At 70.6% G+C, this 21,895-nt stretch carries 21 protein-coding genes and 2 pseudogenes; 11 read left to right on the top strand and 12 right to left on the bottom strand.

Going from position 1 to position 21,895, the window contains the following annotated elements; genetic code table 11:
• Positions 1–321: 321 nt before the first annotated feature.
• The 5 genes and pseudogenes from KUM44_RS10070 to KUM44_RS10055 all read left to right on the top strand — a co-directional run bounded on the left by KUM44_RS10070 (position 322) and on the right by KUM44_RS10055 (position 3,969).
• Entirely contained in the window at positions 322–585 is a 264-nt protein-coding gene (locus KUM44_RS10070) for a helix-turn-helix transcriptional regulator (protein WP_217207458.1), read from the top strand.
• Positions 586–743: 158 nt separating this feature from the next.
• Positions 744–1,127, top strand: a pseudogene (locus KUM44_RS47150) (DUF6083 domain-containing protein); the annotation flags it as partial.
• A gap of 93 nt (positions 1,128–1,220) precedes the next feature.
• Positions 1,221–1,628 (top strand): hypothetical protein, encoded by a 408-nt coding sequence (locus tag KUM44_RS47145; protein WP_308402568.1) that lies wholly within the window; start codon positions 1,221–1,223, stop codon positions 1,626–1,628.
• Between the two features lie 486 nt (positions 1,629–2,114).
• Positions 2,115–3,170: pseudogene (locus tag KUM44_RS10060) on the top strand (UvrD-helicase domain-containing protein); the annotation flags it as partial.
• A complete protein-coding gene (locus tag KUM44_RS10055) occupies positions 3,109–3,969 on the top strand; it encodes a hypothetical protein (RefSeq protein ID WP_308402556.1) in 861 nt (286 codons plus the stop codon). The pseudogene KUM44_RS10060 and the gene KUM44_RS10055, both read left to right, overlap by 62 nt.
• Here KUM44_RS10055 and KUM44_RS10050 read toward each other — a convergent pair.
• The gene (locus KUM44_RS10050; protein ID WP_217207456.1) at positions 3,947–4,321 is read right to left on the bottom strand and encodes a cupin domain-containing protein; all 375 of its coding nucleotides are present in this window, start codon (positions 4,319–4,321) and stop codon (positions 3,947–3,949) included. The two genes, KUM44_RS10055 and KUM44_RS10050, sit on opposite strands and share 23 nt — an antisense overlap.
• A gap of 82 nt (positions 4,322–4,403) precedes the next feature.
• Between KUM44_RS10050 and KUM44_RS10045 the strand changes: the two genes are divergently transcribed.
• Positions 4,404–4,847, top strand: coding sequence for a MarR family winged helix-turn-helix transcriptional regulator (locus KUM44_RS10045; RefSeq protein WP_217207455.1), 444 nt, complete (start codon positions 4,404–4,406; stop codon positions 4,845–4,847).
• A gap of 156 nt (positions 4,848–5,003) precedes the next feature.
• Positions 5,004–5,873 (top strand): triacylglycerol lipase, encoded by an 870-nt coding sequence (locus KUM44_RS10040; RefSeq protein WP_217207454.1) that lies wholly within the window; start codon positions 5,004–5,006, stop codon positions 5,871–5,873.
• Between the two features lie 70 nt (positions 5,874–5,943).
• Here the strand turns inward: KUM44_RS10040 and KUM44_RS10035 are convergent, their stop codons facing one another.
• A complete protein-coding gene (locus tag KUM44_RS10035) occupies positions 5,944–6,972 on the bottom strand; it encodes a lytic polysaccharide monooxygenase (RefSeq protein ID WP_217207453.1) in 1,029 nt (342 codons plus the stop codon).
• 167 nt (positions 6,973–7,139) lie between these two features.
• Here KUM44_RS10035 and KUM44_RS10030 point away from each other — a divergent pair, with 167 nt between their 5' ends.
• The gene (locus tag KUM44_RS10030) at positions 7,140–7,589 is read left to right on the top strand and encodes a GNAT family N-acetyltransferase (protein ID WP_217207452.1); all 450 of its coding nucleotides are present in this window, start codon (positions 7,140–7,142) and stop codon (positions 7,587–7,589) included.
• 26 nt (positions 7,590–7,615) lie between these two features.
• Here the strand turns inward: KUM44_RS10030 and KUM44_RS10025 are convergent, their stop codons facing one another.
• The gene (locus KUM44_RS10025) at positions 7,616–7,753 is read right to left on the bottom strand and encodes a hypothetical protein (protein ID WP_217207451.1); all 138 of its coding nucleotides are present in this window, start codon (positions 7,751–7,753) and stop codon (positions 7,616–7,618) included.
• Positions 7,754–7,922: 169 nt separating this feature from the next.
• On the opposite strand from KUM44_RS10025, the gene KUM44_RS10020 reads away from it, so the two are divergent.
• A complete protein-coding gene (locus tag KUM44_RS10020) occupies positions 7,923–8,513 on the top strand; it encodes a bifunctional 2-polyprenyl-6-hydroxyphenol methylase/3-demethylubiquinol 3-O-methyltransferase UbiG (RefSeq protein WP_217207450.1) in 591 nt (196 codons plus the stop codon).
• 134 nt (positions 8,514–8,647) lie between these two features.
• Here KUM44_RS10020 and KUM44_RS10015 read toward each other — a convergent pair whose 3' ends face one another.
• Entirely contained in the window at positions 8,648–9,148 is a 501-nt protein-coding gene (locus tag KUM44_RS10015) for a DUF402 domain-containing protein (RefSeq protein WP_217207449.1), read from the bottom strand.
• Positions 9,129–10,058, bottom strand: a complete 930-nt coding sequence (locus tag KUM44_RS10010; RefSeq protein WP_217207448.1) for a GNAT family N-acetyltransferase — start codon at positions 10,056–10,058, stop codon at positions 9,129–9,131. Before KUM44_RS10010 ends, KUM44_RS10015 begins: the two co-directional genes overlap by 20 nt.
• 70 nt (positions 10,059–10,128) lie before the next feature.
• On the opposite strand from KUM44_RS10010, the gene KUM44_RS10005 reads away from it, so the two are divergent.
• A complete protein-coding gene (locus tag KUM44_RS10005) occupies positions 10,129–10,503 on the top strand; it encodes a GntR family transcriptional regulator (protein WP_217207447.1) in 375 nt (124 codons plus the stop codon).
• A gap of 23 nt (positions 10,504–10,526) precedes the next feature.
• Here the strand turns inward: KUM44_RS10005 and KUM44_RS10000 are convergent, their stop codons facing one another.
• Positions 10,527–11,282, bottom strand: a complete 756-nt coding sequence (locus tag KUM44_RS10000) for a DUF72 domain-containing protein (protein WP_217207446.1) — start codon at positions 11,280–11,282, stop codon at positions 10,527–10,529.
• Between the two features lie 15 nt (positions 11,283–11,297).
• Positions 11,298–12,392, bottom strand: coding sequence for a DUF5925 domain-containing protein (locus KUM44_RS09995; RefSeq protein ID WP_217207445.1), 1,095 nt, complete (start codon positions 12,390–12,392; stop codon positions 11,298–11,300).
• A gap of 119 nt (positions 12,393–12,511) precedes the next feature.
• Here KUM44_RS09995 and KUM44_RS09990 point away from each other — a divergent pair, with 119 nt between their 5' ends.
• Positions 12,512–13,924: a xylan 1,4-beta-xylosidase gene (locus KUM44_RS09990; RefSeq protein ID WP_217207444.1), complete on the top strand. Its 1,413-nt coding sequence runs from the start codon at positions 12,512–12,514 to the stop codon at positions 13,922–13,924.
• 36 nt (positions 13,925–13,960) lie between these two features.
• Here the strand turns inward: KUM44_RS09990 and KUM44_RS09985 are convergent, their stop codons facing one another.
• The 5 genes from KUM44_RS09985 to KUM44_RS09965 all read right to left on the bottom strand — a co-directional run bounded on the left by KUM44_RS09985 (position 13,961) and on the right by KUM44_RS09965 (position 21,895).
• Entirely contained in the window at positions 13,961–17,818 is a 3,858-nt protein-coding gene (locus KUM44_RS09985) for a lipopolysaccharide biosynthesis protein (RefSeq protein WP_217207443.1), read from the bottom strand.
• On the bottom strand, positions 17,811–18,611 hold the full coding sequence (locus tag KUM44_RS09980; protein ID WP_217207442.1) for a polysaccharide deacetylase family protein: 801 nt from the start codon (positions 18,609–18,611) through the stop codon (positions 17,811–17,813). Before KUM44_RS09980 ends, KUM44_RS09985 begins: the two co-directional genes overlap by 8 nt.
• Positions 18,608–19,606 carry a glycosyltransferase family 2 protein gene (locus tag KUM44_RS09975; protein ID WP_217207441.1) on the bottom strand — a complete coding sequence of 333 codons (999 nt, stop codon included), beginning with the start codon at positions 19,604–19,606 and terminating at the stop codon, positions 18,608–18,610. Before KUM44_RS09975 ends, KUM44_RS09980 begins: the two co-directional genes overlap by 4 nt.
• A complete protein-coding gene (locus KUM44_RS09970; RefSeq protein WP_217207440.1) occupies positions 19,603–20,424 on the bottom strand; it encodes a glycosyltransferase family 2 protein in 822 nt (273 codons plus the stop codon). The genes KUM44_RS09975 and KUM44_RS09970 overlap by 4 nt, the downstream gene beginning before the upstream one ends.
• A gap of 373 nt (positions 20,425–20,797) precedes the next feature.
• Entirely contained in the window at positions 20,798–21,895 is a 1,098-nt protein-coding gene (locus tag KUM44_RS09965) for a GNAT family N-acetyltransferase (protein WP_217207439.1), read from the bottom strand.

Raw genomic sequence — 21,895 nt, 5'->3', positions numbered from 1 at the left:
CAGGTGTTCGAGTGCCGCGGTGCGTGCGGATACGGCAGTGCGGGGCGCGCCTCGGTGGCCGCACTGCTGACACACGAGCTGCGGTCCGCCGGATCCGGGCCGCAGCTCCACAGTCCAGGTACGCCGCGCTGTCGGGCGTGTTGTGCAAAGCCTCATGAGGCGCGCTCCTCCCAGTCCGTTCGGCGCCGTTGTCCGCTCCCGAGGGAGTGGCGGCGGCACACGGTAGTGCAGACTTCTGCCCTCCCGCCCGCGCCGCCACCTGGGAAAATAGGGCAGAGATCTGCACTGACAGGGCAGGGGTCTGCCCCGTCGGATGGTCGGGTGACGATCTTTCCGCCTGATCCGGACTTCGAGGCACTCCGCTTGGAGCTCGCGCGCCTGCGGGCGGTCCGAGGATGGAGCTACGACGAGCTTGCGGCCCGAAGCGGCCTTGCCAGGCGGACGCTTATCGAGATTGAGCAGGGCCGCACGATCGGGACCCTGAACACCTGGCACGCCCTCGCGCATGCTCTGGGCACCCCGCTCGACGAGCTCTTTGCGACGTTGTGCAACGGACACGAGCCCCCTGAAAAGGCCGGCGGCTGACGGCTCTCGGGAGGCAATCGCCAACCGCTCGTATCGGTGACTCGGTGCGAACGTGTGATCGCATTCTCAAACATCAGTCTCATCGGATGCGGCAGTCCGGGGGACTCCTGCGGTCGTGACGCCGGTCGGACGGCGTGTTGGCTGGCAGGTTCGCCCGCATGCGCTTCACACCCCCCTCTTCCCGCCGCTGGGACGGCAGCCTCGTCCAGGCCCGCGCGAGGCGTTCCTTGCGCGTAAGCAGCGACAGCGCCAGCCGTCTGTTGCGATGCGGCCAGAGTGACCGTTGCCGGGATTGCGGCAACCTCATCGAGTGGTACCACCGCACCGCCGGGCGGCCCGTCCGACTGCACCCTCACGAGTTGCCGGCGGAGAAAGTCCTCGTTGCATGTCATTGGCACGTAAGTTGCGGTGTCGCTCACCCGGCGAGCGACGGCAGCGGCTGGTGCCGATTGCCGCACGCCATGCTCTGTCCTGCCAGCGACGCCCTTCCGGCGGCACCTGAATTGGCAGGACTGCGCCGCGTCCTGGCGGTCAATACCCGCCGCCTGATCGACAGCGGGGCGTTCGTCCCCCCTTCCGTCCCGCCGAGCACAAAAGCCTCACCGATGACTACCTGTAGGCCGACCCGTCCTGTCGTGCAACTTCTCTACGTCCGATACCTCGCCCCACGCCCGGTGGACGAGATCCAGTGCGTCGCCCAGACCTGTCGGCGCCACCGCTGCACAAGTCCGCTGCTCCCACCCGACGCCCCGGCGGGTGTCTGGACTCTTCTGCCCACCACCGCAGCACACGGCCAACTTCCGCTGCTCGGCGCTGTCATGGCCGTCTACGTGCTCACGGGGCTGCCTTATGCCGAGCAATTGCGGTGGAGGGCTCAACGCTGCCCCGAGCACGCCGCCATTCCTACGGCCGCCGACGTGGCGGTAGCCGAGTGGGAGACCTTCGACCCGCTCGTCCACCACGAGCACATCCACACCCGGCTCCCAACACTCACTCGACGTCAAGGGCCCACCGGCCGAAGCAGGAAGACGACACAGCTGTGACCGCCCACCACGCGATCGAGATCAGCCTGACCTGCCCCGCCACCGACGGTGAACTGCGTCGTGCGTCTCGCGTTGCGGCCCTGGCCAGCAACACCGACCGCACCCGACTTCTGACTCTGTAGCGTGCGAAGACTCCTGGGCGCGCACTGCGAGGACTTCGCCATCGGCTCGATCACCACCCACTACCCGGACCAACAGGGCTGCGTCCTGGTGAACTTCTCCCTCAGCCACAAGGCTCGCACCATCATCCGTCGGGCTGCGGCTGCCCGCGGTCAACGACCCCGGGACTTCCTGAGTCAGACCGTGACTGTTGCCGTCGCCCGGCACCAAGAGGATCGAACTCGCCGCCTGACAACCCATCTGGAAGGGCTTCTGGTCCAGCACACCCCGGACGAGCTGTTGCTCTGCGCAGCGAGCATTCTCCTCAGCTGTCACAGCCGCCCGCCAAGCGACAAATCCTCCACCGTTCCCTCTTGAGGAGCCGTTGTGCCCACCCCGACCGAAGAGCAGGTCCAAGCCACCGACACCTTCCAAGCAGGACACCACCTTGTCCTGCAAGCGGGAGCCGGTACCGGCAAAACCACCACCCTCGCGATGCTCGCCGCCAGCACCAAACGACGCGGTCGCTACCTCGCCTTCAATAAGGACATCGCCTGCGACGCCGCCACGCGCTTTCCCCGTACGGTGATGTGCAAGACGGCCCATGCGACCGCATACGCAGCACTCGGCCACCGCTACGCCAACCGACTCAACGGCCCTCGCCAGCCCGCATGGAAGACCGGCCAAGCTCTCGGCATCACCAAGCCCCTCCGCATCGGCGATCACGAGATCAGCCACAAGACGCTCTCCCACGCCGTGCTACGTGCCGTGACACGCTTCTGCCACTCCGCCGACCGCGCTCTGGCATGCCAGCACGTTCCGCACATCCGTCGCATGACGACACACGCCGAGCACACCCAACTCGTCGCCGCTGTCCTGCCGTTCGCGACCAAGGCCTGGACCGACCTGCAAAACCCAGACCGGGGTGTGGTTCGCTTCGAACACGACCACTACCTGAAGATGTGGGCCCTGACTGAGCCCAAGATCGAGGCGGACTTCCTCTTCCTCGACGAAGCGCAGGACACCAACCCGGTCCTGGAAGAGGTCTTCAACACCCAGCGCGACCACGCCCAACTCGTCATGGTCGGCGACTCTGCCCAAGCCATCTACGGCTGGCGCGGCGCACGCGACGTAATGACCGACTTCGACGCCACCGCCCTCACTCTGACCCGTTCCTTCCGCTTCGGCCCTCTCCTCGCCGAACAAGCCAACCGCTGGCTCGAACTCGCCGAGGCGCCTATCCGCCTCACCGGAAGCGAGAGCATTTCCACGGAGGTTGGAGACATCGCCGATCCGGACGCGGTGTTGTGCCGTACCAACATCGGTGCAATGACCGAAGTCATGCGTCTTCTCTCTGAAGGCCGCCGCGTCGCCCTGTCCCGTGGCGTCGGTGATCCGGGTGCGGGCCCTCGCCCATCACGGGATCGACTGCGCGATCGGCGCCGGGCCGGGGCCGATGCTGGCCCGCGTGGCACTGCGGGACGCCCGGCCGGGGGTGACCTGTGCCGTCCCCGAGGGTCCGGACGCCATCGCGGAGTTCCTCGCCGACAAGCCCGTCGCCGCGCTGCCCGGCGTCGGTGCCGCGACCGCCCGCACCCTGTGCGAGTACGGCCTCGGCCTGGTGGCCGGTGCGCCGCTGTCGACGCTCCAGCGTCTGGTCGGTGCGAAGGCCGGGCGTGAGCTGCGGGAGAAGGCGAACGGAACCGACCGGGGACGGGTCGTCCCGAACGCCGTGTCGCGTTCGCTGGCCACCGAACGGCCCTTCACCCGCGACGAACTGGACCCCGACCGGCATCGCCGGGCCCTGCTCTCGGCCGCCGAGGAACTGGGCGCCCGGCTGCGCGCCCTGGACAAGGTCTGCCGCACCCTGACCCTCACCGCCCGCTATGCCGACCTCCCCCACTCTCGAACAGGCTCGAGCGGGGGGACCCCCATCTCGACGACCCGCAGCCGCACCCTGAAGGAGCCGACGGCCCACTCGGCGGCGCTGACCAGGGCGGCGTACGGCATGTACGAGGCCCTCGGCCTCCAGCGTGCCCGCGTGCGGGCCCTGGCCCTGCGCGCCGAAGGGCTCGACCCCGCCGAGCAGGCCGCCTACCAGCTCACCTTCGACCCGCTCGACGAGAAGGCCCGCAGCATCGAGGAGGTCGCGGACCGCGCGCGGGCGAAGTTCGGGCCGAATGCGGTGATGCCGGGGGCGCTCGCTCGCCGTTCAGAGCTCAGTTGGCCCATGGTGGCGTGATGCGCGTGCCGTCGGCCAACTCCGCCGTCAGGCCGATGGATGTGGTGACCCAGGTGACGGCGGTCCGCTCGGTCGGGTTCTCGACGGTCAGAGTGGCACCGGGGTTGATGATCAGGGTGTCGCCGGGCGTGATCCGGTCGGTGCGGTCGTCGAGGGTGATCAGCAGCTCACCGTCGAGCAGGTGGAGGATCTCCTCCCGGTTGACGGTGTGGGCGGGCCCCTTTGTCCCCGCCGGTATCTCGCCGCGCCACGCGCACAGTTCCTTGCTGCCGGTGCCGGGAGTGGCGTACGAGACGAAGCGGGCGCCGTGGATTTCGTGGGTGACGGCGTCGGACGAGCGGACGACTGGCATGGACGGCCTCCGGTGTGGTCAAGCAACTTGACTATATGGTCAAGCCGCTTGACCATTTCGTCAAGGGTGTTTCAATGCAGGCGTGCAGAACTCCGAGGCCCTGGCCCTGACCGCCGCCCTGCTCGCCACCGCGGGCGATCTGACCAAGCGCATCAACGACGGCGTCATCGCCCGCGGATTCGAAGGGCGGCCGGCGTACGGGTTCACCTTCACCCGGCTCGCGCCGGACGGTGCGACGGTGACCGATCTCGCGGCTCACCTGGGGGTCACCAAGCAGGCCGCCAGTCAGCTGGTCGACGAGCTCGTGCGCAAGGGGTACGTCGAGCGGCGGCCGCATCCGCGGGATGCGCGTGCTCGGCTGATCGTGCTGACCGAGCGCGGGTGGGCGTGCACGCGGGCCGCCGAAGAGGCGGCCGCGGACGTCGTGCGCGAGTGGACGGCGCTGGTGGGGGAGGGTGAAGTCCGCGCGCTGTACCGCCAGTTGCTGCGGCTCGCGCCCAACGGCCCCCTGCGGCCCTCCTGGTGACCGGTCATCGCCGGCTATCACTGGAAGTTTTTACTGACGCGTAACTTCACACGTGTGCTACTCACCCGTAACTTGACGAGTGAACAGCATCCTCGTGATCCGGATCACAGGGCGTAAGGCCGTCGCACCTCCCTTGAGCCGCAAGGAGATCACACGATGCTGCCCTGGAAACGAGCGCTCAGACCCGTGGCCGCGCTGCTGCTGACCACCGCGGTCGCCGTCGTCCCCGCCACCACCGCCCAGGCGGCCGAGCAGGCGGCGACCTCGCACAGTGGCTGGAACGACTACTCCTGCAAGCCCTCCGCCGCCCATCCCCGCCCCGTCGTCCTCGTGCACGGCACCTTCGCCAACTCCGTCGACAACTGGCTGGGACTCGCGCCCTATCTGGTGAACCGCGGCTACTGCGTCTTCTCCCTCGACTACGGCCAACTGCCGGGCGTCCCCTTCTTCCACGCCCTCGGCCCCATGGACAAGTCGGCAGGGCAGCTGTCGGCCTACATCGACACCGTGCTCGCCGCCACCGGTGCCGCGAAGGCCGACCTCGTCGGTCACTCGCAGGGCGGCATGATGCCCCGCTACTACCTCAAGTTCCTCGGCGGTGCCGCCAAGGTGAACGCCCTCGTCGGCATCGCGCCCAACAACCACGGCACCACCCTGGCGGGGCTCACCAACCTGCTGCCGTACTTCCCCGGCGCCGAGGACCTGCTCACCACCGCCACCCCCGCCCTCGCCCAGCAGGTCGTGGGATCCGACTTCATGACCAAGCTCAACGCGGGCGGCGACACCGTTCCCGGCGTCCGCTACACCGTCATCGCCACCAAGTACGACGAGGTGGTCACGCCGTGGCGGACCCAGTTCCTGAACGGGCCCGACGTGAAGAACGTCCTGATCCAGGACAAGTGCGCGGTCGACCTGTCCGAGCACGCGCTCCTGGGGCTGACCGACCGGATCGCCTTCCACGAGGTGACCAACGCGCTCGACCCGGCACGTGCGACGCCGACCACCTGTGCGTCGGTGGTCGGCTGAGCGACTGAGCGGCTGAACACCACCGGGGTCTGACCGGCCTGAGCCGCCGGTCAGACCCCGCAGCCCCGCGTCAGCGGCGTCCGCTGCCCGCCGCCCGTCGGCGCACCGACGCGAACAGGACCGCCGAACCGAGCGCGAGCGTCGCCGCACCGCCCATCGCCAGATACGCCGTGCCGCTGTCCCCGCCCGTCTCGGCGAGGTTCTCGGTGGCTCCGGCGGCCTTCGGCCGGTTGGCCGGGGCGGACCCGGACTCCTCCTCCCCGGCCGCCGCGACCGGCTCCGCCGACGTACCGGCGTCCTGGTCGCCGTGGCCGTTGTGCTCGACCGTCGACTGGTCCGCACCGGCCTCGATCTGCTCCTCGGAGGGCGCGGAGGCACTCGGGACGGGGGCTGCCGCCTCGCTGTCGGAGCCGGAGCCGGAGCCGGAGCCGGAGCCGGAGTCGCCGGTGCTGCCGGCGTCGCCGCCGCCGAATGCCACGTCCGAGCAGGAGTAGAACGCCTCCGGGCTGTCCGAGCGCTGCCAGACCGCGTACAGCAGCTGCTTGCCGGAGCGCTCGGGCAGAGTGCCGGAGAACGTGTAGAAGCCGCCCGAGGCCGCCGGGTCGGTGGCCGTCGCCACCGGGTTCGCCAGGTCCAGGTCGTTCCAGGCCAGCGGCTTCGTCGGGTCGTAGCCGGCCTTGGTGATGTAGACCTTGAAGGTGCCCTTGTGCGGGGCGGTCACGCGGTACTTGAAGGTGTACGACCCGCTGCTCACGCTCGTCGCCGGCCAGTCCGCGCGGGCCAGGTCGAGGCCCTTGAACTCCCCACTGTTCGCGCTGCACAGCTTGCCGTCCGGGATCAGCTCCTGGTGGCGGCCGTCCGCGTTGCCGATGCGTATGCCGTTCCAGTCGTAGAGGGCCTGCGTACCGCCCGCCGCGACCGCCGCCTTGCACGCGTCGGACTTGGGGCTCTCCGGGCCCTCCGCGTAGCACTGCGAGACCCGGCTGACCGGATCGCCCATCGAACCGTGCGCCGACGCGGGCGCGGTGGCGAGGGCGGTCAGGGCGAGCGGGGCCATACCGAAGGTGGCGACGGCGGCGGCCTTGCGGCGTGCGGGCATGGAAGATCTCCTCAAGGGGGTTCTGACGCGTGGGGTGAATCCCGTGGGGGCGATCAGAAGCTAGCCCGAGGACACCGTGAAATCGCCTGCTGAAGGCGGGTGATGGCGATCTTTAGGGTCGCCTTAAGGGAGTGCTGAGACTGCGATCAGGTAGGTACCGTCGCGGTATGAAGGACGACGACATCAGGGCGGCGGTCGCCGCCGACGTAGCAGCCGTGAAGGCCGTGACCGACGCCGCCTACCACCCCTATATCGAGCGCATCGGACGGGCGCCCGTGCCCATGGAGGCGGACCACGCGGCCAACGTGGCGGCGGGAAAGGTGTTCGTGACGGGTGATCCCGTGATCGGCCTCGTCGTGCTGGAGGCGCACGAGGACCATCTGTTCCTCGACAGCATCGCCGTCCACCCCGACACGCACGGCAAGGGTGTGGGGCGACGGCTGCTGCACTTCGTGGACGCACACGCGCGTGCGCTCGGCCTGCCCGAGGTCAGGCTCTACACGAACGCGCTGATGTGGGAGAACCAGAAGATCTACCCGAAGTACGGCTACGAGGTCATCGAGCGGCGCATGGACGGGCCGTACGACCGCGTTCACTACCGCAAGCGGCTCGACTGACGTGTCTCAGGGCCGACAGGGCCGTTTCAGCCTTCCGGCCACCAGGTTCGTGCGATGTCCTTGCGGACCTCCGGTCGTCCCGAGGGGGACTCGTCCGCCTCCTCACGGACCCGGCGAGCGTCCGACTTCCTCTTCAGGGGCTTCTGCACGGTCATACGGCGCATGGCTGCCTCCTTCAGGGGCTACCGAGTTCCTCGTTCTTGTGGAGGTAGACCCTTGCGGGGAGACTTCCTCATCGCCGCTGGTCCTGTCAGTGGCGGCTGTCACCATCCGACTGTCAGTGGCGGGTGTCACTCTTGGCCCAACGGTGAACACGCCATCACGGAGGCGGGCATGGCCGTGGACTGGGACGCGGCCGCAGCGGACTTCGACGACGAGCCGGACCACGGCCTGCGCGACCCCGAGGTGCGCCGGGCCTGGGCATCCCGGCTGCGGTCCTGGCTGCCGGAGCGCGCCTGCGACGTGCTCGACCTCGGCTGCGGCACCGGCAGCCTGTCGCTCCTCGCGGCCGAACAGGGGCACCGGGTCACGGGGGTGGACCGCTCCCCGGTGATGGTGGACCTGGCCCGCGCCAAGCTGGCCGGGCGCGACGCGGCGTTCCTCGTCGGTGACGCGGCGGCGCCACCGGTGGGAGAGGAGCGGTTCGACGCGGTGCTCGTCCGGCATGTCCTGTGGACGCTGCCCGACCCCGGCCGGGTCCTGCGGCACTGGCGGGGGCTGCTGCGCCCCGGAGGACGGTTCGTGCTGGTCGAGGGGGTGTGGGGGAGCACGGCGCCGTCGGTCGGCATAGCGGCCGACCGGCTCACCGCACTTCTCGCACCGCTGTCCGGTGACGTGCGCGTGGAGCGGCTGTCCGACGACGCGCGGCTGTGGGGGAAGGACGTCGACGACGAGCGGTACGCGGCCGTGGCGGTGGTGGACTGACCAGGGCACCCCCTGGACCGTGTCCGCAAGGTCCCGCCTGCCCCGCGACGCCTGGCACGCTCCCCCAGAGGGGGCACCCCCATCGCCGCAGGGCCCGTCCTCCGGGCGGACGACGGGACTTCTGCGGACACCCCCTAGGCCAGGAGCTCGCCGAAGCCGGATCCGCGGGCCAGCTCCTCCAGGGCGTCCAGCGCCGCCACGGCAGCCGCGGCGGCCTGCGGATCCGTCCGTTCCAGGCCGCTCTCGGCGAACTCGTCCTCGTCCAGGCGGCGTACGTCCGTGCCGTCGGCGGAGCACCACAGGTCCAGGTCGAGATCCTCGACGACCAGCTCGGCGCCGGACAGCGTGGCCGGGCGGGTGACGTCGCAGTACCAGCCCTTCAGGGCACCCGTGGCGGCGCGGACCTCCTTCACCGCGTACCAGCGGTCGCGCCAGTAGTACTCGGTGAAGACGTCGCCCGGCTCGAAGCGGACGAAGCCGAAGTCGCGGACCCCGGCGCCGGCCCAGGGGGCGCGGACGGCGATGCGGGTGCCGTCGTCGGAGAGTGGTTCGGCCGCGTAACGGATCTTCGTCCGGCCGGCCTTGACGAGGACCACGTCCAGCGGACGCCCTTGGTCAGCCGAGTTCGCGGACATAGCGCACCTCCGTCGCGCAGATCTCGTACCCGAACCACTTGTTGATCGCGAGCATGGGTTCGTTGCCGGCGTCGTTGCCGGTGAACGCCTCCGTGCAGCCGGCGGCGCGGGCGCGGTGCAGGGAGTCGTTCTTGGCGAGCTTGGCGAGGCCCCGGCCGCGGAAGGCGCGGGCGGTGCCGGTGATGACGGTGCCGTACCGGGTGCCACCGTCCGTGCGGGCCACGCTGAAGGCGGCGGGGCGGCCGTCGACGACGGCGACGGAGGTCAGCTCGCGGCTGAGGAGGGGATGGTTCCAGGTCTCCTCCAGCCAGGCCTCGTAGTCCGTGAACTCGTAGGCGACGTCGCTCGGTTCGTCCGACGTCGCCTCCGCGTCCAGCTCGAACAGCGGGCGCGGATCGTCCGCGAAGTCGGCCGCCGTGCGCAGCTCCACGCCCGGGGGCGGGGTCTGGAGCGGGGGCAGTGTGCCGTGCGCCAGGTCCAGGCGGAGGAAGTGCGCCGAGCGGGCCTCGCGGTAGCCGTGCCGTTCGGCGAAGGCGCGGTTGCCCGGTGCGTCGAGGATCCAGGCGAACAGCCTGGTCGCGCCTCGCTCGGCCAGGTACTCCTCGGCGGTGCGGACCAGCAGCGTGCCCGCGCCGCGGCGGGTGCGCTCCGGGTGGACGTACACGTTGACGTAGGCCTGGCCGGGCTCCGGGCTGTCGTTGACGAGCCCGACCTGAGCCGTGCCGATCACCTCGCCGTCCTCCTCCGCGACGAGCGGCCGGTAGTGGGCGTCCCGGTGGGTGTGGGCGACGTCGTAGGCGATGGACTCCGGGGTCACCAGGAAGAAGGGGAGCGCCAGATGCCGGACGTGGGAGAAGCCCTCGACGTCGGCTCGGACCTCGGGACGCAGGGGGCGCACGGTGATAGTCATCACGGCGCACGCTACGGGGAGATGAGCCGGGGTGCCTCTCAATTTCCGGGGGGTGCGGGACAATCGCCGCGTGACCTTGAAGATCCACATCGATGACAGTTCCGCGCCGCCGTACGAGCAGGTGCGGGCGCAGATCTCCGAGCAGGCGCGGTCGGGGGTGCTGCCGGTGGGGTACCGGCTGCCGACGGTGCGGGGGCTGGCCGAGTCGCTGGGGCTGGCGGCCAACACCGTCGCCAAGGCGTACCGGGCCCTGGAGAGCGACGGGGTGATCGAGACGCGGGGGCGCAACGGCACGTTCGTGGCGGCCGCCGGCTCGGCCGCCGAGCGTGAGCTGGCGTCGGCCGCGCAGACGTACGTGGAGCGGGCACGGCGGCTCGGGCTCGCGGAGGCCGAGGCGTTGGCGGCCGTGCGGGATGCCCTGCGGGCGGCTTACGGGCAGGGGTGAGCCGGTTCGGCGGGTGGGGATGTTCAGGGGGTGCGGGTGACGACCAGGTCCGTCGTCCTCCGTGCCGCCTTCGCGAACGTCACCGCGTCCTCGACCGCCGCTCCCGTCGGGTCGTTGTTGAAGTACGCGTACACGTCCTCGTCGTCGGACCAGGTGTCCGCGATGCGATGGGCCCAGCTGTCCAGGGCCTGGCGGCCGTAGTGCGGCCAGCGCCGGCCGCGGCCCTGGTGGAAGCGGACGTAGCCCCAGTCGGTGGTCCGCCACAGCGGGGTGACGGGACGGGACTCGACATCGGCCCAGCACAGGGCCGCACCGCGGGCCTGAAGCACCTCCCGGACCTCCGGAGTCCACCAGCTGTCGTGCCGCGGCTCGACCGCGACCCGCGTCGACGCCGGAAAGCAGGCGAGACAGGCGTCCAGCAGTTCGGTGTCCGCCCGCAGGGTGGGCGGAAGCTGGAGCAGGACCGGCCCGAGGCGGTCGCCGAGGCCCTCCGCGTGGGTCATCAGCCGGCTCACCGGCTCCTCGGGGTCCCGTAGCCGCTTGATGTGGGTCAGGTAGCGGCTCGCCTTCACCGCGACCACGAAGTCCCCCGGCACCCGGTCCCGCCACGCCTCGAAGTTCTCCCGCGTCGGCAGGCGGTAGAAGGCGTTGTTGATCTCGACCGTGGCGAAGTGCTCCGTGTACTCCTCGAGCCACAGCCGCATGGGCACGTCGGCCGGGTACAGGACGTCCTTCCAGTCCCGGTACTGCCACCCCGATGTGCCGACGAACAGGGTCATACCCCCATCAAAGCACTACAGGTACAGCCCCGCGTCCGCCCCGTCCCTCGGGTCCGGCAACGACGTCGGGGACGTGCCCCGCTTCAGCGCGTACAGCTCCGCCAGCGTGGCGCCCTCGCGGCCGATGCCCTCCTCCGTGCCCAGCCAGCTCGTCGCCTCCGGGCGGGTCAGCGCCCCCACCTCGATCCGGGCCAGACAGCGCCCCGGGCGGACCACGGCCGGGTGCAGGCGCTCCAGGTCCTCGTTGGTCGTCACCCCGACCAGGACGTTGCGCCCCTGCCCCAGCAGGCCGTCCGTCAGGTTCAGCAGCCGCGACAGCGCCTGGCCCGCCGTGTGCTTGGCCTCGCCGCGGATCAGCTCGTCGCAGTCCTCCAGGAGCAGCAGCCGCCAGCGGCCCTTGCCCGTCGAGTCGTCCTCGCCGATCGCGATGTCCATCAGATAGCCGACGTCACTGAACAGCCGCTCGGGGTCCAGGACGCAGTCCACCTGGCACCAGTCCCGCCAGGAGCGGGCCAGTGTCCTGAGCGCCGACGTCTTGCCGGTGCCCGGCGGACCGTGCAGCAGGAGCAGACGGCCCGCGATGTCCTCGGGCGTGGTCTTCATCAGGCGGTCCATCGCGTCCGCGACCGGCGCGGTGTAGTTGGCCCGCACCTCGTCCCAGGTGCCTGCTGAGATCTGCCGGGTCGTGCGGTGCGGACCACGCCTGGGGGAGACGTACCAGAAACCCATGGTCACGTTCTCCGGCTGCGGCTCGGGCTCGTCCGCCGCGCCGTCCGTCGCCTCGCCCAGGACCCGCGCCGCCAGCTCCTCGCTGGTCGCGGTCACGGTGACGTCGGCGCCGCGGTTCCAGCGGGAGATCAGCAGCGTCCAGCCGTCGCCCTCCGCCAGCGTCGCGCTGCGGTCGTCGTCGCGGGCGGCGCGCAGCACACGGGCGCCCGGCGGCAGCAGCGTCGCACCGGACCGTACACGGTCGATGTTCGCCGCGTGCGAGTACGGCTGCTCGCCCGTCGCGAAGCGGCCGAGGAACAGCGCGTCGACGACGTCGGACGGCGAGTCGCTGTCGTCGACGTTGAGCCGGATCGGCAGAGCGTCGTGTGGGTTCGCAGACATGCGGCCATGATCCGGCACACGGCGGCCCGGTGCACCCGGTTTCCCCGGCATGTACCGCGGGCGGTCCAGAGTGACGAAACTCGCCCGAGCGGCTGTCACCGCCGATACCGTTGTCCTTGATGGGACGTCATGGGTGGAATTCGGGGGCACGGCGGTGGCGGCTCACCGCGTTGCTCGGTGTGGGCGTGGCCGCTCTGGCCCTGGTGGTGACCCTGTTCAACACGCTGCCCGGGAACGGCGCGAGCACCGAGGGCACCACACGCGACGGCGACAAGGTGCACGGCAGCCCGACGGCCACGCCGGACGCCACGAACCCCGAGGTCGGCTGGGGGTTCACCCACACCCAGTACAGCGCCGACGAGGGCGCCGCCGCGGCCGTGAAGCGCGTCGAGGGACGGCTGGCGGACGCCGGAGGGCTGCCGCAGATCCAGCACATCATGGGCTGGGGCGCCGACAACCCCGAACCGGTCGAGGGGCGCTACGACTTCGAGGCGATGGACCGCCGCATCGACTTCGTCCGCGCCTCCGGCAGCACCCCGGTCGTCACCCTGTGCTGCGCCCCCGACTGGATGAAGGGCGGCAAGGCCGGTGTCGACGACACCGACTGGAGCCAGGCCGCCCTGGAGACGGCGCCCGAGCCCGAGCACTTCGACGACTTCGCCGCGCTCGCCGTGACCGTCGCCAAGCGCTATCCCGACGTACGCCACTTCGTCGTGTGGAACGAGTTCAAGGGCTTCTGGAACGACGCCGAGGCCCGCTGGGACCACGAGGGCTACACCCGGCTCTACAACCTCGTCCACAAGGCGTTGAAGAAGGTCAACCCGGACATCATGGTCGGCGGGCCGTACCTCGTGATGGACAGCGTCGACCCGCGCGCCGCGGAGGCCTCCACGGCTCTGAAGGGCCCCTGGGGCGCCCTGGACCAGCGCACCGTCGACGCCTTCGCGTACTGGAACGAGCACAAGGCGGGCGCCGACTTCGTCGTCGTGGACGGCTCCAGCTACACCCGGGACGACGAACTGCTGCCGGACGAGTTCACGGCCACCGACAAGTTCACGGCCGTCGGTCAGTGGGTGCGCAAGCAGACCGGCGGGCTGCCGCTGTGGTGGGCCGAGTACTACGTCGAACCCGCCGACGGCAACGACGACCGCAAGGGCTGGTCCGAGGCCCGCCGCGTCGCCGTCCAGGCCGCGGGAATGATCGCTCTGGCCAAGGGCGGTGCCTCCTCCGCCTTCTACTGGAACCCGGAGGAGGAGAAGGGCACCGAATGCGCCGGCTGCCTGTGGACGCCGACCGACACTGCGAGCGGCGGCGAGAAGCTGCCGATGTACGACCTGCTCTCCCGGTTCGGCAAGGAGTTCCGGCCCGGCACCGAGTACGAGAAGGTGTCCGTGGACCAGCCCGACGTCCGCGTCCTGGCCACGGACAAGGCGATCCTGGTCGTGAACACCCTGGACCGGCAGACCAGCGCGACGATCGACGGTGAGAAGGCCGAGCTCCAGGCGTACGAGGTGAAGTGGCTCAAGCGCTGAGCCGCTTCACCTCCGCCTGATCGCCTGGTTGATCGCCTACTTGATCGTCAGGAACCGCTGCACCAGCGAAGCCAGCAGCACCGCCAGCAGCGGCAGCGAGAACCAGAAGCTGCTCTGCAACCAGCGCAGTTGCCGCACGCTCGGCGCCATCGCCACCCGGACGATCTCGCGGGCCATCAGCAGCACGATCAACGCGAGCGCCGCGAGCCCCCCGACCACCGACCAGGGCGTCCAGGTCACCTGCGGCCCGATCGGCCCGGGATCGGCCTTCGCGACCTCGCCGGCCGGCTGCTTCCGCAGCGCGTACATCGTCACGTCGGCGTTGGCGAAGACCTTCTTCAGCTCCTGCCGCTCGTCCAGGTTCCGGATCAGCCGCGACTCCCAGGTCGCCGAATAGCCCACGTCCATCCGGAGATAGGTGACCTGACCCCGGTTGATCATCAGATACGAGTTCGGGCCCGCGTCCTTCAGCGACTTGACCAGCCCCGACACCAGCACCGGGTCGGCCGGCGCCGGCGTCGGCAGGTACTCCACCTTCTCCATGTCCCGCGAGCCCCACGGCATCGACGGCGTCACCACGTTCACCGGGTCGTCGCTGAGCCACAGCAGCCGCACGGTCGGATCGTCATGGGCGTACACGTACTCCATGGCGGCGACCTCGCCGGGCCGGATCCGCTCGAACGGCTCGTTGCCCCAACGGGCCACCAGGAAGCCGCCCATCAGCACCAGGCCCGCCATCAGCGCGGCCAGCGGGGCGAGGCTCACCCGGTCCTTGTCGCGCTCCTTCGCGGTGACGCCGGTGCGCGGGAAGAAGGCCAGACCGGTGAGCAGCGCCGCGCCGGGCAGGGCGAACATGAAGACCCGCAGCGCCATCTCACCGCCGTACGACTGCATGCCGAAGCCCAGGAACGGCACGAAGGTGAGGACGAGCAGCGAGCGTTCCCGGTAGTGGTGGAAGCGGCGGCGCCACCAGCCCCAGCAGGCGAAGGCCATCACTGAGCCGGCCAGCAGCACGCGCGTGTAGAGGACGAGTTTGTGGGTGGAGCTGCCGCCCTCGATCCGGCCGGAGACGGAGGACGACACGTTGCCGCCGACGCCGCCGACCCCGCCGAAGAGTTCGTCGAAGTGGCCGGACCAGTACGGCTCGGCCATGAAGCCGATCCAGACGGTCACCATGACGCCGAACAGGATCGGCAGGCCGCGCAGTTCGGACCTGCCGATCAGGACGAGCCCCGTCAGCACGCCCAGTATCACGAACGGCGTCAGCTGGTGCGCCGGGACACTCGCCGCGAACAGCCCGATGACGACCGCCAGCAGCACGGCCTGCTGCCGCCGGTTCGCCGGCTCGACCTCGACCTCGCCGGGCCGCCGCTTCGTCCAGATCACATGCGGCGCCCGGAACCAGACCAGCAGGATCGCCGCGAAGACGAGATACAGCAGATACGTGAAGCCCTGCGGCGAGAAGTAGTCCTGGCCCACCCAGCCGCTGAGCACGAACACCCAGATGCCGGTCCACTTGGCCCGCCAGCTCGCCCGCATCGAGCGCACCAGCAGGAACATCGGCACCAGGTACAGCAGTTGCATGGCCGGCGGCCACCAGCGGATGACCTCGGTGAGGTCGCCGACCCCGCACGCCTGCGCGACGAACGCGGCCACCGCGAAGAACCCCGGCCAGCTCCAGCGCGCGTCCAGGTCGGGCACGGCCGACCCGGTGCGGTCGATGTAGTCGAGGAAGCCGAGGTGCTGCCAGGCCGTGGCGAACCGCGGCTCGACCTCGATCAGCGCGGGCAGGGCGTGCAGCGACACGACCGTCGCGAGCAGGGTGCCCAGCAGCAGCGCCCGGTGTTCGCGGCCCAGCCACAGCAGCGAGGCGAACACCACCGCCAGCAGCGCGGCCCCGACCAGCGTGGGCAGCGGCAGCACGGAGACCATCCCGAGCCCGCCCATCCCGTCCAGGTCGGCCTCGCCGAGCCGCAGCGCGGGCACCCAGTACAGCAGCAGCGCGGCGATCAGCAGACAGCCGAGGACGACCCCGAGGCGGGTGGGCAGCAGCCGCTCCCGCCAGGTGGGTGAGGGGGCGTCGGGCTGTCGTACGGCCTCTTCGTGCATGGGCGGCTCTTCCCGTACGGCGGACTCCTGCCCCGCGACGGCCTCCTCCCGTACGGCAGCCTCGTCGCGCTCCTCCGGTACGGCCTCGTCGCTCGCGCCCGGCATGGCGAAGTCCGCCTCGAACGGCGCGTCCACCTCGACGGGCCCCAGCGACGCCTCCGAGCCCGGCCGGCGCTCCTCGACCGGCAGCCCGACTTCCGGCTTGCGTGCCCAGGCGGGCCGGTGGTCCGGGCGTACCGGCGGCGTGCCCGTGGGCGGCGTACCGGGCCCCGGGCGGACGTCGGGCCGGCGTTCCAGGTGGTCGAAGTCGACGTGGATGCCGAGCGCGAGGGTGTCGGTGTCGAGCGCCCACCCGGGCCCCCGCCTGCGCGCCCCCTCGGGCACCTCGCGCGCCCCCAGGTCGGCGAGATCACCGTCGGGTGCCGCGTCCTCGGGCACCTCGGCCGAGGACGCCCGCACGGTCCGGTACAGCTTGGGCGCGGCGATGGCGACGATGACGCAGAGGGAGACGATCTCGGCGACGCCGGCGCCGGTCAGGCCCATACGGGGGAGCAGCACCAGCGTCAGCCCGAGCACCGACGCGCACAGCAGGCCCTGGAGCCAGGCCAGTCCGGCGGTGCGGCTCTGCGCGCGCAGGACCGCGAAGTACGTCTCCATGACGACCCGCAGCAGCGCGCCGACCGCGAACCAGCGCAGCAGCGGGGTCGCCGCGTCCGCGTAGCCCTGGCCGAAGACGCCCAGGATCCAGGGCGCCCCGAAGAACAGGACCGCGGCGACCGGCACCATGATCCGCGCCATGCGCCTGAGCGCGGCCCGGGTGTTGGCGGCCAGCCGCCTCGGGTCGTGGGATCCCTCGACCGTGAGGGAGGCGCCCATGTTGATGGCCAGCAGATTGACCGTGCCGCCGATCGTGGCCGTGATGTAGAAGTACGCGTTGTCCTCGGCGGAGACCTGCGCGGCCACGATCACCGGGATGAGATAGACCACGGCGAGGGAGAACAGCGAGCCGGTGTAGTCGCCCGCAAGGAACCTGCCGATCTCCCGCAGGGACGGTGGGCGCGTGTGCTCCTCGGTCGCCCGCACATGGCGCGGCACCAGCCGCCGGAACACCAGCCAGCCCAGCGGCAGCACCGACACCGCGATGGCCGCGACCCACGACACGAAGACCCCGGCGGTCGGGATCGCCACCGCGAAGGCCACCAGCAGGCCCAGCTTCACCGCGGAGAACACGGTGTTGCCGACCGGCACCCACACCGCACTGCGCAGCCCGGTCAGCACGCCGTCCTGGAGCGTGAGCAGGTTCCAGGCGACGACTGCCACGACGAAGAAGAGCCCGCCCGCCGCCCCGTTCAGAAACCGGTACGACGGCCCCCACAGGTCCAGCGTCAGCAGGAAGACGCCGGCCGCAAGTGCCACCACGACGCAACTGCCCGCGTACGTCCGGAAGATCAGACGGCCGCTGCCTCGGCCCGCGACCGGGATGAACCGGGCCAGCGCGCCCGTCAGCGTCACGGCCGTCAGCCCCGCGAGGAACTTCATCGCGGCGATAGCGGCAGATCCCTGACCGACCGCGGCCTCGGAGTAGTAGCGGGCGGCGGCCAGCCAGAAGCCGAGCCCCAGCACGGCGGAGATGCCTGTGTTGATCATCAGGGCGTAGGCGTTGCGGAACAGCTGACTGCCCCCGGAGGCCCCGCCCATGCCGGGCAGGCGAAGGCGGCGCCCCGACTGCTCGGGCGCCGTCGCGTCGGTCGATGCGGGCTCGGTCGTGGTCGTCGTGTCAGACACGGGAACGGATGGCCTTCCGGCGGACCTGTCGTGCTCTGCGGACCACGGCATACCCCTTGGTGAGTGCGCGGTCCCTGGCGAAGGTGCGGGCGATGGCACGGCCCTCGACCATCCGCCCGAACTCCTCGACACCGGTGGTGCGGCGCACGGTGAGGCGGGTGAGGGCGTACGGCCCCTGTCGCCGCCGCGCGAGGCCGTTGTTGACGGCGAGCGCCTGGGCGTACCCGGTCTCGTGCACCGCCTCGCGCACCCGGCGGCTGGAGTAGCCGTACGGGTAGGCGAACGAGGCCGGGACGGTGCCGAGTTCGTCGCTGATGATCTCCTTGCACAGGATCAGCTCGGAGCGCAGCCCGTCGTCCGGGAGCTGGTCGAGCTGGGGATGCGTGTGGCTGTGCCCCCCGATCTCGACATCCGCCTCGGCGAGCTCGCGCACCTGGTCCCAGTCGAGCATGGAGTCCAGGCCGCCGCCGTTGTCGTGCGGGCCCTTCAGCCAGCCCGTTGAGACGAACAGCGTGGCCGGGAAGCCGTGCTTGGCGAGCACGGGCAGGGCGTGCCGGTGCACGCCCTCGTAGCCGTCGTCGAAGGTGATCAGCACCGGCCGCTCCGGCAGCGGCTTGCCCGAGCGCCAGCGCGCCGCGAGATCGGCGGTCTTCACGGGTGTGAGGCCCAGGTCGCCGATCAGCGCCATCTGCTCCGCGAACGCCTCCGGCGCCACCGACAGCTCGGCGGTGGCGTCGTTCGGCGAGGTGGAGACGGCGTGGTACATGAGAATCGGTACGCGTCCGCCGGTCATCTGCTGCCTCCCTCCATGCCCGCGACCGAGTACGTGACGTCGCCCCGTCGCGCCCGGACACTCCCCACGACGTACCCACCGGCCGCCGTCAGCACCCCCGCGACGATGGCGCCCGCGCGTCCCGCACCGCCCCGCCGGGCCAGTACGGCATCCCGCAACCCGCGCGCCACCCCGGCCGGCAGGACCCGGGTGGTGTAACGCCGCTCGGACTCAAGTCCCTTGTCGGCGCCGACACTTCGGGCCACGAGCGCCTTGGACAGGCCCTCGGCGTACGTCCGCGTACGGAAGTATCCGAAGTGCTCACGCGCCTCGGGCACCCGGTGGTGGATCACCGCCCGGTCGTCGATCAGCAGCACGGCGTCCGGCCGGGCCCGCGTCAGCCGGATGCACAGCTCCGTCTCCTCGCAGCCCAGCGGCAGCCGGTCGCCGTCGCGCCCGATGCCGGTCGCGAAACCGCCCGCGAAGTCGAACGCCGTACGCCGGAAGGAGGCGTTGCCACCGAGGACGTTGCGGACCTTGACCCGGCCGCGCGGCAGGCCCCGGTAGGTGCAGCCCACGACCCAGTCGAACTCCTCCGGGAACCAGTCCGGCCGCTTTCCCGATGCCCAGATCGGCTCCGTGCGCCCGCCGACGGCCATCACGCACGGGTCGGCGTACCCCGCCGCGAAGTGCCGCAGCCAGTCGCGCTCGGCCACCGCGTCGTCGTCGAGGAACGCGATGACCTCGCCGTAGGAGGCGGCGATACCGGTGTTGCGGCCGGCGGACAGGCCGCGCGGGCCCGCGTTGGCGAGCACCCGGACCTCCCTCGCGCCGTCCCCGGACTCCTTGTACTCCTTGGTCAGCCGGTCCAGGAGCGCCGCGTTGTGGTCGACGACCAGCAGCGTCTCCAGGGCCGGATACGACTGCGCCCGCACCGAGGAGACCGCCGCGAGGATGTCCTCCCAGCGGTCCTCGGTGTACACGCAGATCACGACGGAGATGTCGGGACCGCTCAAGACGCCTCTCCCCGGACCGAGTCGAGCATCGGGGAGGGGTTCCTGCGGCTGCGCAGCGCACGCCGGTTGGAGCGCTCCCGCAGGATCACCTTGAGCACCCGCAACCCGTCCCGCACGGCCCGCAGATTGCTCGTGCCGTGGATGCGCAGGTACTCGTGGCTCGGGATCTCCTGCACCTTCAGCCCCGCCTTGACGACCCGGATGTTCATCAGGGTCTCCACCTCGAAGCCGGTGCAGTCGAGTTCGATCTTGTCCAGGCAGTGCCGCCAGAACGCGTTGTATCCGTAGCAGAGATCGGTGTAGCGGGCGCCGAACTTGCGGTTGACGGCCGTGCACAGCGCCCAGTTGCCCAGCTTGCGGATGAAGGTCATGTCGTCGGTGCCGCCGCCGTTGGCGAACCGGGACCCCTTGGCGAAGTCCGCGCCCGAGACCAGGGCGGAGACATACGACAGGATCTCGTTGCCGTCGGCCGAGCCGTCCGCGTCGACCATCACGATGATGTCACCGGTGGCCGCCGCGAACCCCGTGGTCAGGGCATCCCCCTTGCCCCTGCCGCGCTGCCGCACGACCTTGACGTCCGGCCACAGCCCACGGGCGACCTCGACCGTGTCGTCGGTGGAGTTGCCGTCCACCAGGACCACTTCGTGTATCCAGTCCGGCAGTGTCTTGAAGACGTACGGAAGGTTCTCCGCCTCGTTCATGGCCGGGATCACCACGCTCACCGGCGGCGCGATGGCCAGGTGTGTGGAGACGGGCCGATACTTGCCGGCCGGTGACGGATCTTGGTCCGCGACCGCCGGGCGCAGCACAGAACTCATGAGTCAGTCCCTCTCGTCCGGTGGACCGCCCGCCCCTGGGCGGCCCGGCTGTATGTCCGGTTCGAAAGGGGGGTTCTCTCATCTCACGGCACGAAAGAGTGGCTCTGCGTGCGCGTGCGGTGAGCTGGCATGTGTGGCCGGCCGCTGGAAAATGCGCAGCCGGTCGCGCGGCACGACTCGACGACAAGTGCGAGCACCTTCACCGAGCACCCCCCTACCGCGCCCCGCGCCGGGACTGTCGCGGTCCCTGAGCCCTCCCCTGGAGCCGCTGCCGACAGTCCGATGCGGGTGAGATGTACGACGGTATTGATGATTGAGCCTGTATGGCAAGAGCTGGAACGAGCCCTCACATTTTTGTTGGTTTGACCGGTAGTTACCCGTGTCCCGAACGGATCTTCCCCATGCGCTTCAGGAGCCGGTCCGCCGGTTCGAACAGCTCCGGCCGTGCCTGCACGGTGTTGCGCAGCGCCCGGACCGGGGCACGCCGTGCCCGGTGTCCGAACGCGACCGGGTGACGCCGGGTCACCCACCCCTCCGACACCGTCAGCTCGCGTGTCTTCAGGGAGTCCTTGTACTCCTTCTGGCCCCGGCCGAGATCCAGGTAGGCGATGCCGTCGGCGGCGGCCGCCTCGGCCATCCGCAGATGCAGCACCAGACCCGGCGAGTACTTCGAGAAGGCCGGATCGTAGGCCGGGAACCAGCACGCCAGCACCCGCTCGCCCCGCAGCCCGAAGTGCGTGGCGACCGGCTTGCCGTCCGCGTACAGCACCGACAGGATCCCCGCGAACGGCTCGGAACGGGTGTGGAACAACTGCTCCACCAGCCGCGTGATCCACTCCTGGGCGAAGCGGTCGCTGCGGCCGGTCCTGCGGTACTGCGCGGACTTCCACGCCATCAGCGTGCGCAGGGCCGCCGGATCACGCTCGTCGTGCACGTACCGCACGCCCTCGTGGTCCCGGCCCAGCTTGCGCTCCTTGGCCAGCGTCGTCCGCGTGAACTTCGGTGAGCGCTCCCGCAGTTGGCTCAGATACGCCTCGTACCCCTGGTCGACGTCCATGACCGGGGACGGGAACCTGCCGGAGGCCTCCGCCTCGAACGCCGTCTGGCCCTCCACCAGGTGGTCGAACTCCCAAACGGCGAGCCCGCACGCCTTCAGCAGCTCACGCGCGTCCCAGGTGAACCCGGGCCGGTGCACGACCCCCTGGGCGTCCGAGACGCCGAGACCGATGGCCCGGCCGACGCCGGCCGCCGTGCGCTGGAACGGGAAGAACGCGGCCGGCTCGCCGCCCTCCCGGACGACCGCGATCCGCACCCCGCGCCGGCAGCGGCCGATCGCGAGCGCGAACTCGGGCGCGAGGAACGGGTTGCCCAGCTCGGGCGAACCCTGGAGATGGGCCTTGGACTGTAGAGAGGTCCAGGCCGCTCGGTCGGCGGAGCTGAGCTCGCCGGGGCGGTACACGCTGATGTCCAC

Source organism: Streptomyces sp. AC550_RSS872 (assembly GCF_019049285.1).
GTDB lineage: Bacteria > Actinomycetota > Actinomycetes > Streptomycetales > Streptomycetaceae > Streptomyces.
Note: the sequence above shows the minus strand (reverse complement) of the source record. Positions and strands in the feature narration are given on the sequence as shown.